This window comes from Megasphaera cerevisiae DSM 20462, from assembly GCF_001045675.1.
GTDB lineage: Bacteria > Bacillota > Negativicutes > Veillonellales > Megasphaeraceae > Megasphaera > Megasphaera cerevisiae.
On the sequence record NZ_LEKT01000073.1, the window covers coordinates 1 to 9,520 of the forward strand.

Annotated in this window: 11 protein-coding genes; 9 read left to right on the forward strand and 2 right to left on the reverse strand. The window is 43.2% G+C overall.

What is annotated here, in order from left to right; all coding sequences use genetic code 11:
• Positions 1-662: 662 nt before the first annotated feature.
• From ylxM to AB840_RS14185, 9 genes are read left to right on the forward strand one after another with little or no spacing between them, the layout of a single operon-like run.
• Positions 663-1,598, forward strand: a complete 936-nt coding sequence (gene ylxM / locus AB840_RS17925; RefSeq protein ID WP_234984946.1) for a YlxM family DNA-binding protein — start codon at positions 663-665, stop codon at positions 1,596-1,598.
• 10 nt (positions 1,599-1,608) lie between these two features.
• Positions 1,609-2,958 (forward strand): signal recognition particle protein, encoded by a 1,350-nt coding sequence (gene ffh / locus AB840_RS14150; RefSeq protein WP_048515490.1) that lies wholly within the window; start codon positions 1,609-1,611, stop codon positions 2,956-2,958.
• A 46-nt stretch (positions 2,959-3,004) separates the two neighbouring features.
• Positions 3,005-3,274 carry a 30S ribosomal protein S16 gene (rpsP, locus tag AB840_RS14155; RefSeq protein ID WP_048515491.1) on the forward strand — a complete coding sequence of 90 codons (270 nt, stop codon included), beginning with the start codon at positions 3,005-3,007 and terminating at the stop codon, positions 3,272-3,274.
• A 15-nt stretch (positions 3,275-3,289) separates the two neighbouring features.
• Complete coding sequence (locus AB840_RS14160; RefSeq protein WP_048515492.1) at positions 3,290-3,517, forward strand: KH domain-containing protein; 228 nt, start codon at positions 3,290-3,292, stop codon at positions 3,515-3,517.
• A gap of 8 nt (positions 3,518-3,525) precedes the next feature.
• The gene (locus AB840_RS14165) at positions 3,526-3,933 is read left to right on the forward strand and encodes a YlqD family protein (RefSeq protein WP_048515493.1); all 408 of its coding nucleotides are present in this window, start codon (positions 3,526-3,528) and stop codon (positions 3,931-3,933) included.
• Between the two features lie 6 nt (positions 3,934-3,939).
• Positions 3,940-4,443, forward strand: a complete 504-nt coding sequence (gene rimM / locus AB840_RS14170) for a ribosome maturation factor RimM (RefSeq protein ID WP_048515501.1) — start codon at positions 3,940-3,942, stop codon at positions 4,441-4,443.
• On the forward strand, positions 4,440-5,177 hold the full coding sequence (gene trmD, locus AB840_RS14175; protein ID WP_048515494.1) for a tRNA (guanosine(37)-N1)-methyltransferase TrmD: 738 nt from the start codon (positions 4,440-4,442) through the stop codon (positions 5,175-5,177). The genes rimM and trmD overlap by 4 nt, the downstream gene beginning before the upstream one ends.
• Entirely contained in the window at positions 5,174-5,746 is a 573-nt protein-coding gene (locus AB840_RS14180) for an RNA methyltransferase (RefSeq protein WP_048515495.1), read from the forward strand. The genes trmD and AB840_RS14180 overlap by 4 nt, the downstream gene beginning before the upstream one ends.
• 14 nt (positions 5,747-5,760) lie before the next feature.
• Positions 5,761-6,501, forward strand: a complete 741-nt coding sequence (locus AB840_RS14185) for a YebC/PmpR family DNA-binding transcriptional regulator (RefSeq protein ID WP_048515496.1) — start codon at positions 5,761-5,763, stop codon at positions 6,499-6,501.
• A gap of 81 nt (positions 6,502-6,582) precedes the next feature.
• On the opposite strand, the gene AB840_RS14190 is transcribed toward AB840_RS14185, so the two are convergent.
• Positions 6,583-7,608, reverse strand: a complete 1,026-nt coding sequence (locus tag AB840_RS14190; RefSeq protein WP_159445841.1) for a tyrosine-type recombinase/integrase — start codon at positions 7,606-7,608, stop codon at positions 6,583-6,585.
• Between the two features lie 194 nt (positions 7,609-7,802).
• Complete coding sequence (locus AB840_RS14195) at positions 7,803-8,669, reverse strand: DUF4352 domain-containing protein (protein ID WP_048515498.1); 867 nt, start codon at positions 8,667-8,669, stop codon at positions 7,803-7,805.
• Between the last annotated feature and the right edge of the window lie 851 nt (positions 8,670-9,520).

Genomic DNA, 9,520 nt, shown 5'->3' on the forward strand with positions numbered 1-9,520 from the left:
CAAAATGAGGATCACCGGCTCTTTCGAGCCAGTGATCCTCATTCGTTTTTATAGGGGCGTTATTTCACAGCCCCTTTTTTTGCGTGTTTTTTTATATGTAATATGAAAATGGTATTTCCCAAACAGCGGGGACCGGATACCGGCGGAGAAGATGCTTTATGAAATGCGCTGTCTGCGGAAAAGAATTTGAGCCCCAAAGAGTAAATCAGAAATATTGCAGCTATACCTGCAGACGCTATGCTAATCATCATGGCGGTAAGGACCATATTGGCATAGAATGCGTTTTGCCTGCCCAACCTGTTATTCGGAAATTTCATTGTTTGAAATGTGGAAAATTTGTATATGTTACAGATAGGGAAGATTGTCGGACAAAGTTTTGTTCTCAGCAGTGTGAAAAAAGGTACTGGAAGCATTCCAAACGGGTGCGGCCTCGTACGGTATATCGTGAATTCCGGTGCCGTACATGCGGAACACTTGTGGTAGTGGAAAAACCGTTGGATCGGAGAACGATCTTCTGCAGTTCGGCATGCTGTATCCGGTGGTTCAGTAGAAATCAAAAGAAAAGCAATATAAAACTACGTGAAAAAAGAAAGCTTATAACTTAAAGTTATAAAATGGGTGCTTGAATATATTATTACAAATTTATGAAGGGTTTAAATACTATGGTGGATTTACACTCTCATATTCTTCCAAACATAGAAGCCGATGATGGATCCCGTTCGCTGGACATGTCATTGGATATGCTGAAAATGGCAGCATATGCCGGCACCACAGATATCTTTGCAACACCTCATGTGAATCGCCAGGGTGTAATTGCCCCGTGGCCGACTATCATAGAACATGTTAAACGATTGCAGCAGGCGGCTGATCAGTCTGCCATTCCGATACGGATACATACAGGTGCAGAAGTAGCATTAGATTACAGTGTACTGCAGCTTATTACGGCTGGTAATAGAGCCTATTGCTTGTCCGGGAGCGCGTATATTTTGGTGGAACTGACGGGACAGAGCCAGCCGGATCAGGTGGAAGCCTTATTATACGAACTGATGCTGCGGGAAATCGCGGTACGCTGGGTATCGCCCGCGTGCAGAACGGGGATGCGATACGGCATGGCACGGATCACACGGCCTTTGCCACGGCATCTGTCCAGTGGATGTATTGACTATACAGGACCATCTTTTTATATCCCTGACAAGTATATATACTTGACAGAACGAAATGCGTCGTGTATACTATCACAGTACGCTGATTATGAGGGCGGTGGAACGATGCTCGACGATGTTATACGCAAGGGCCGGTTGTTGGATATATACGGTTCACTTTTGACCGAGCGGCAGCGACGCTGCATGGAACTGTATTTTGACATGGATTGGTCTTTGTCTGAAATTGGTGAAGAGCTTGAAATTTCCCGGCAGGGTGTTTACGATATGCTGAGCCGTGCCTCTAAATCGCTGGAAAGTTATGAACAGCGCCTTCGGTTATTGGCCCGGAGTGATGCTGTCAGATCCCAATTGGATCATGCCGGAAGGCTGTTGGAGCAAGGCGGGCCGGCGCAGATAGAACAAGCAAAAAAAATTATTCAAGAGATTGAGATATAAGGAGGCTCCTATGCCATTCGAAAGTTTATCCGAACGGTTTCAAGCTGCATTTAAAAAGCTTCGCGGCAAAGGGAAGCTTTCCGAAGAAGATATTACGGAGGCGCTGAAAGAGATGCGCCGTGCTCTTCTGGAGGCAGATGTCAATTTTACCGTTACCAAGGATTTTATCAAAAAGGTGCGGGAAAAAGCTGTGGGAGAAGAAATTTTCGGCAGCTTGAATGCGTCACAGACGGTTATCAAAATCGTTCGTGATGAATTGGCAGAACTTTTGGGAGGCACTCAGAGCCGAATTGCTATTGCTCCTAAGCCGCCAACGATTATTATGCTGGTAGGTCTTCAAGGGGCCGGAAAAACGACAACAGCGGCCAAGCTTGCTAAAAAATTGAAGGCCCAGGGCAAGAGTCCGATCATGGTGGCTGGCGACGTATACCGGCCTGCGGCTATTACACAGCTGCAGGTACTCGGTAAAGAACTGGATATTCCGGTATATACGGAGGAAGGCAGTACCGATCCTGTGCAAATAGCTGAAAATGCGATTCCTTATGCGGTCGGTCATTTACGGGATGTCGTCATTATTGATACGGCAGGGCGTCTCCATATAAATGAAACCCTGATGGATGAACTGATTCACATCAAAGAAGAAGTTCACCCGCATGAAATACTTTTGGTTGTTGATGCCATGACCGGCCAGGATGCGGTTACAGCTGCGTCGGCATTTGACGGGGCCCTGGGTATTGACGGCATGATCATGACCAAATTGGACGGTGACGCTCGCGGCGGGGCGGCGCTATCCATCAAGGCGGTAACCGGCAAACCAATTAAGTTTATTGGTGTCAGTGAAAAGCTGGATGGGCTGGAGGAATTTCATCCCAATCGGTATGCGTCTCGGATACTGGATTTGGGTGATGTCGAGACTATCATCGAAAAAGCGCAGGCTGCTTTTGACGAAGAATCTATGGCCAACATGAAACAGACCATGAAAAGCGGCACGTTCACCTTTGATGATTTTTTAACGCAGCTTCATATGATTAAAAAGATGGGAAATGTGGGAAGTATTATGAGTCTTATTCCCGGTATTGGAAAGTATAAAAAAGAACTCGATAAGGTCGACATGGATGGCAAGGAGCTTAAACATATTGAAGCTATTATCACATCTATGACGGCGCAGGAACGATCGAGCGGTAATCCGAAAATGCTCATCAAGGATAGCCGGAAACGCCGTATTGCCAAAGGCAGCGGTACACGCGTTCAGGATGTCAATCGTTTGATTAAGCAGTTTACGGAAATGCAGAAAATGATGAAGCAAGCTAAAAAAGCACAGCAAAAACGACGTGGATTTATTCCGCGTCTGCCCTTTTAATCGATTTCCATAAATGGAAATAAACTAACTGGAGGAGGTGATTTTCATGATTAAAATTCGTTTAGCTCGTTTAGGTGCTAAGAAAAAACCGATCTACCGTGTTGTCGTTGCTGATTCGCGTAATGCCCGCAACAACGGACGCCCCGTTGCGACATTGGGTATGTATGATCCGGCTAAAGATGTTGCTGATCGTTTGACTGTCAATACTGAAGCTGCAGTAGCATGGCTTGGTAAAGGTGCACAGCCTACCGATACGATTCGCTCTATTTTCAAAAAAGCTGGTATTATGGCTCAATTTGAAGCATCCAAAAAGTAAGTGAGGCTGGATACTATGGAAGAATTGATTGCATGTATTGCAAAAGCGTTGGTTAAACGCCCGGAAGCAGTTACAATTACAAAGATTCAAAAGAAGGGCCTCGAAGTGTACGAGCTTCATGTCGCTCCCGAAGATATGGGCAAGGTCATTGGCAAACAAGGAAAAATTGCGAAAGCACTACGCCTTGTTGTCAAGGCCGCGGCAGTGAAGGCGAATAAAAAAGTATCAGTGGATATCGTATAGGAGAAACCATGGATCAGATCACATTACGCGTTCCCATCGTTGTAAAATCGAAGGTTACGCAGGTACTGAAGGATAAAATTATCAGAAATGCGGATCAGACGCTCAGTGATATCGATCGGGAGATGCAGAACCTGGAATTTCAGGCAAAACGCATGATGACCGAACAGGCAAAAATTGATGCACAGGGTCTGATTTCTTTGCGTGCTAAGGTGGAAGAACAAAAACAGCGACTTACTGCTGCTAAGGCAAAAGCGCAGAATGATAGAGAACAGGCTGCACAGCTGGAAATTGGTTCTGAAATCAGACAGGGGACGCTTGAACAGACAGTTATCGTCAAGGTTGGCGATGATTTAGGAAAATTAATGGGCACAGAAATCTTGCTTGAAGATGATAAGATTGTTGCCTTTCGTCAGTAACATATGATGACTGAATTTGAACTTTTTACGATCGGTCAAATAGTTGCCCCGCACGGCGTGCGGGGTGATGTTCGTATATATCCGGATACGGATTTCCCGAAACGATTTCTGCATATGAAATATGGATATATCGATGGTAAAAAATACGAAGTGGCAGATGCCCGGCTTCATAAAAACGTAGTACTGATGAAATTTGAGGGAGTCAATGATCGGGAGGCGGCAGAATTTCTTGTCAAAAAGGAATTGCAGGTGCCGCGGGAGGACTTGGTTCCCTTGAAAAAAGGACAGTATTATGTTTGTGATTTGATTGGCATTGCCGTATACGATATGCAGGATCAATGGCTGGGTACGCTTACGGATGTTCTGAAAACAGGCAGCAACGACGTTTATGTTGTGACTGGTGAAGATAAAAACGAGACATTGCTGGCGGCGATTCCTGATGTTATCAAATCTATCGATATCAAGGCCGGGAAAATGGTGGTAGATCCGCCGGAATGGGTAGACGAATGAGAATTGATATAATTTCACTCTTTCCAGAATTTATTGAGGCTTTTTACCGGCACAGTATTATTGGCAGGGCCTGTCAGGCAGGCTTACTGGATGTGGATGTAACAAATCCCAGAAATTTTACATATGATCGTCATCACATGGCGGATGATACTATTTACGGCGGTGGCTGCGGCATGCTTATGAAGGCAGGGCCTCTTTTTGCGGCTGTGGAGACGGTGCGGCGCAGTGTACCTAAACGGCGGGTCATTCTTATGGGACCGGCAGGCAAGACGTTTGACCAGAAAAAGGCTCGTGAGTTGGCGGCATATGATCAGCTTATTTTGCTTTGCGGTCATTATGAAGGCGTTGATTATCGGGTAGAGCAGTTTTTGGTTGACGAAACAATTTCAGTCGGTGATTATGTTCTTACTGGCGGAGAAATCCCGGCAATGACCGTTGTTGATGCAGTGGCCCGCATGATCCCAGGTGTTTTGGGGGCGGCCGGGAGCGCATCGGAGGATTCGTTTTATTCTTCTCTTCTTGAATATCCGCAGTACACCAAACCGGCCGTGTTTCGCGGCATGGAGGTGCCTGCTGTACTGCGCAGTGGTGATCATGCCAAAATTGGTAGTTGGCGTCGTGAGCAGTCTTTGGCACGAACTTTGCGGCGGCGTCCGGATTTATTGAAACGGCATGCCCTTTCCGATCATGACAAAGTAATTCTGGATAGGCTGAAACGGGAGATGGAAACATGAAATCGCCGCTCTATGTAGGCTTGGTACATTATCCTATATATGATAAGAATTTTAACGTCATTGCCACAGCGATTACGAATTATGATCTCCACGATATTTCGCGTTCGGCTAAAACGTATGGCGTAAAAAAATATTTTATTATCCATCATGTGCAAGGGCAACTGGACATGGTGCATAAAATTATTGGTTTTTGGGAAAGTACTGTCGGGAGAAAATATAATTCGTATCGGACTCAGGCTTTTGATATTGTAGATATCCGCTCTTCCATCGCGGCGGCTGTCGAGGCTGTAACAGAAGCTGAAGGAAAGCCGCCTTATGTAGTAACGACAGATGCGCGTACCTATGCCAATACAATTTCTTACAAGAACCTCCGTCGTAAGAGAGAAGAAGAAGATACTCCCATCCTGTTGCTGCTTGGTACGGGATACGGCATGACGAAGGAAACGATGGAACAATTCGATTTCATCCTGGAGCCGATTTATGGTGCAGGGGATTATAATCACCTATCTGTCCGCTCGGCGGCGGCTATTATACTAGACCGTCTGGCTGGCGAAGAGTGGTGGAAATAAAGGGAGGCATTTGAATGTCTGGACATTCTAAATGGGCAAATATTAAGCGTAAAAAAGGTAAAAATGATGCCATTCGGGGCAAAATAACGACAAAAATCGGTCGTGAAATTACGATTGCTGTCCGTATGGGCGGCCCGGATCCAACCGGTAACATGCGTTTGAAATTAGCCTTGCAAAAAGCAAAGGAAAATAATGTTCCGAAGGAAAATATCAAGCGTGCTATCCAAAAAGGTGCTGGCGCTGCAGAAGGACAAAGCTACGAAGAAATTGTGTATGAAGGCTATGGCCCAGCCGGTGTCGCCGTGACGGCAAATGTTTTGACGGATAATCGTAATCGAGCAGCTGCAGCTGTACGGCACGAATTTTCTAAGTATGGAGGTAATCTTGGCGCGACCGGGTGTGTTGGCTGGATGTTTCACAGTACGGGGATTTTCATCGTCGCCAGCGAAAATGCTGATGAAGATCAGATCATGGAGGTTGCTCTTGACGCTGGGGCTGATGATGTAAAAACAGGCGATGAGGAATATGAAATCATCACTTCGCCGGAAAATTTTGATGCAGTTGAAAAAGCCTTGGCTGATAATAATATCCCGACGGAACATGCGCAAATTACAATGATTCCGGAAAATATGATCAAACTCAATGCTGAAGATGCAGAAAAGCTGGAAAATCTGGTCGACGCATTGGAAGAAATTGATGACGTTCAAGACGTATACCACAATGGGGATATGCCTGACGACATGCCAGAAGACTAGTAAAATAGCGGTTTTAAGCCATTTGTTAAAAATGACTAAGACCGCTTTTATCTGTTTTGACGGGTATTTTTTTCATCGTGGCTACATCGTGGCTACATTTTCCAAACTAAATTTAGTGGGCAAATTATCTACAGCTTCAATCAATTGGGCTGTGTTTTTATGCGTGTAGACCTCATGTGTGACATCACCGGTGTGGCTATGGCCAACGATATCTTTTAAGATATGTTCGTCCATTTTGTCATTTTCTGCCATCGTAATAAATGTATGGCGGGTGTCATGGCGTTTATGGATGCCTATTCCTAATTCAGTGCATAATTTTTGCAGACTTTTATCGATTCGTACAGGTATATATCCTTTAGGCAATAGCGTGGGGGACTTTATAAACAATGCTTGTGCATAAATTTCTATAACAAATGGCAGGATACAGTTAGCTATGGGAATGATTCTGTTTTTTCCGGCAGCTGTCTTCACGCCGCCAATGAGATATCTTTCTTTTACATGGACATCTTCAATTTTAATATCGTACAATTCGATGGGGCGCATGCCTGTATAGATATATATCAATATGACGCGAACCAATTTGATATTTGTATGCTGCCAAAGTATTTCTATCTCAGCAGCAGAAAAGGGAATATGCATCGTGGATTTCGTTGCCGGTGGAAGAGTGACCATCGATGCGTAATTTTTATTGATTACATCATTTTTTATCGCTTCTTTAAACGCTCCATTAATCGCTTTCAATAAATTTTCATGGGAAGATCGCCCTAAATTTTTGTAGGTATCAAAGATAGCTTGCAGATGTACTAATCGGATTTGCTGCATCGGCATGTTCCAGATCGGTTTTACTTTTGCTTTTGATGCGGAAAATTTACCTTTTTTTATATCGACGCCCTGACGTCTTTTTTCGTCTATCATCCATGTCCATGCCTGAGCAAAGGTAACTTCCTTTGTATTAAATCGGTCTGGATTGTGCCAATACTCTGACAGCGCATCCCATGCTTCTTTTGATTTTTCAAAATATCCAAGACATTTGCGGATGCGCTTACCCTCATCTGTCCATCCGACCGTGATGACAACTTTAAATGGTTTGTGCAGCCGTTGCTTCAACTTATATACAGACCCGCTGCCGTTAGCTCTCTTCATACCCATGATAGAATCAGCTCCTTTGGATATAGTGGAATAGGGGCTGATATGATATACTATATAGGTAATCAGCCCATTTAGTGATGCGGTGCGATTATATTTTCCCGTTACTGGTGCCAGCCGGCGACGGGATTTTTGTTAAATATAGATAACTTCAGTTAATTAATATCACCGATATTAATAGGGTTAGCTTTACCCATGCTTCTTGCGGGAAGCAATTGAACCCCCGTCAATCCTTTTGGCACATCGAATATTAATGGAAGATTAGCAGAAAAAGAAGGATTGATTTTACTTAAGTACCAGTCACCCACGCTATTATTGATACGATATGCCAATAAGGCATCTGTATCCATAGGGTATTGTTTGCCATTTTCATCAATTAAAATAAATGGATTGTCACTTGCTGCGAATTGTCTTGCGGTACTCCCATTATTGGTAACATGCATAGTTACAATTACAAAAACACCTTTTGGTGCTTTGTTGCCGGCCGAATTTGCGGTAGAAACGGCGGTTGCTTGGTATTGCCAATCTGCATAGGATACGTTTTGATTCAGATCAACAGCAGGTAATGCGGGGAAACCATTCTTAACATCCCCTTGATAAAAAGTGGATCCATCGGCGTTGTAAATTGTTCCCGTGCCGTTTGGAATCCCGTTTTCCCACTCCCCATCATACCTGAGTTGATTATTTAGGAATTCTTTACCTTTCACTAATTTTCCATTTTTATATGTGCCCTCTATTACTTGCTTTGGCATAGTATTCATCGTTTGCTTTCCTTGACCATTAAATGTACCATCTTTAAATTCACCCTCATATACCCACGTAATATTTTGAGGATTTGCAGATGTGAATTTCCCCTTTCCATTTGGAATGTCATTTTCTATTTCTCCTGTATAAGTTCCGGTTCTTTGCATATTGTTTCCAATAGTAATTGTCATTTGTTTGTCCGAAACATTCGATTTACAGCCAACAAGAATAAAAGCAATAAGAAATATAGATAGTGTTGCACATAGAGATTTTTTCATGTTTTTCCAATCCCCTTTCCATAATTACAAATAAATAAGCCGCATAATAATTTTAGAGAGTATTGTTTTATCCCTTCTTCAAAGCATTATAATGAATTACGCCACCACAAAAAAAATTTACATCTGGCAAATCGGATTATATTGGCCGTTTGTACTGGTAATACCTTCGGCACTGTCCTGTCAGTGGTTTCAACACTGGCAGGATTTTTTTTATTCAGGAATTACAAAAAAAATAGGACAACATCAACTAAGATGTTGTCCTTACAAAATGTGTGGTTACATTTTTCCTTGTGCTATTATTTTACACTGTAGGAAACCATCTGTCAATAACCACTTTAAAGACATCAAAAGTTGATTTTATTAAAAGATTGTTGGAATAGTTGTATTCACGGAACAAACGGTTAGATAATTCATGTAAACTCCAGGTGAAATACTGTGTTGTTCCATTACTATGGATAATGGTTTTTAACATATAGAAACAAGTCAATATCTGTAATACTCGTTCATTTGATAATTTGTGGTCGCGTGTTTTTGTTGAAATACCAAGTTCTGATAGGGATCGTGTAAGCCTTAAATTAGAACGCTTCTTTATGTTTTTGTGCTTGGGTTTGTCAAGTTAAGTGTGTAAGTTTTTTTAGGTATCATAAAAGAAGATGCGTTACCAGTGATTGCTGGCTTTAAAATTTCTCGTATTTCAGGATACGAGCTTGCAGCTTATCATCCATAGCCAACTGGTTTCTGACCATCGCCCAGTTCTGGATATGATGCCCTTCCCACTTGGCATAGAGTTCCTTTACCCTGAGATAGAGAACCTTGAAGACAGATTCCTCGCTGGAGAACGAGCCCTTCTT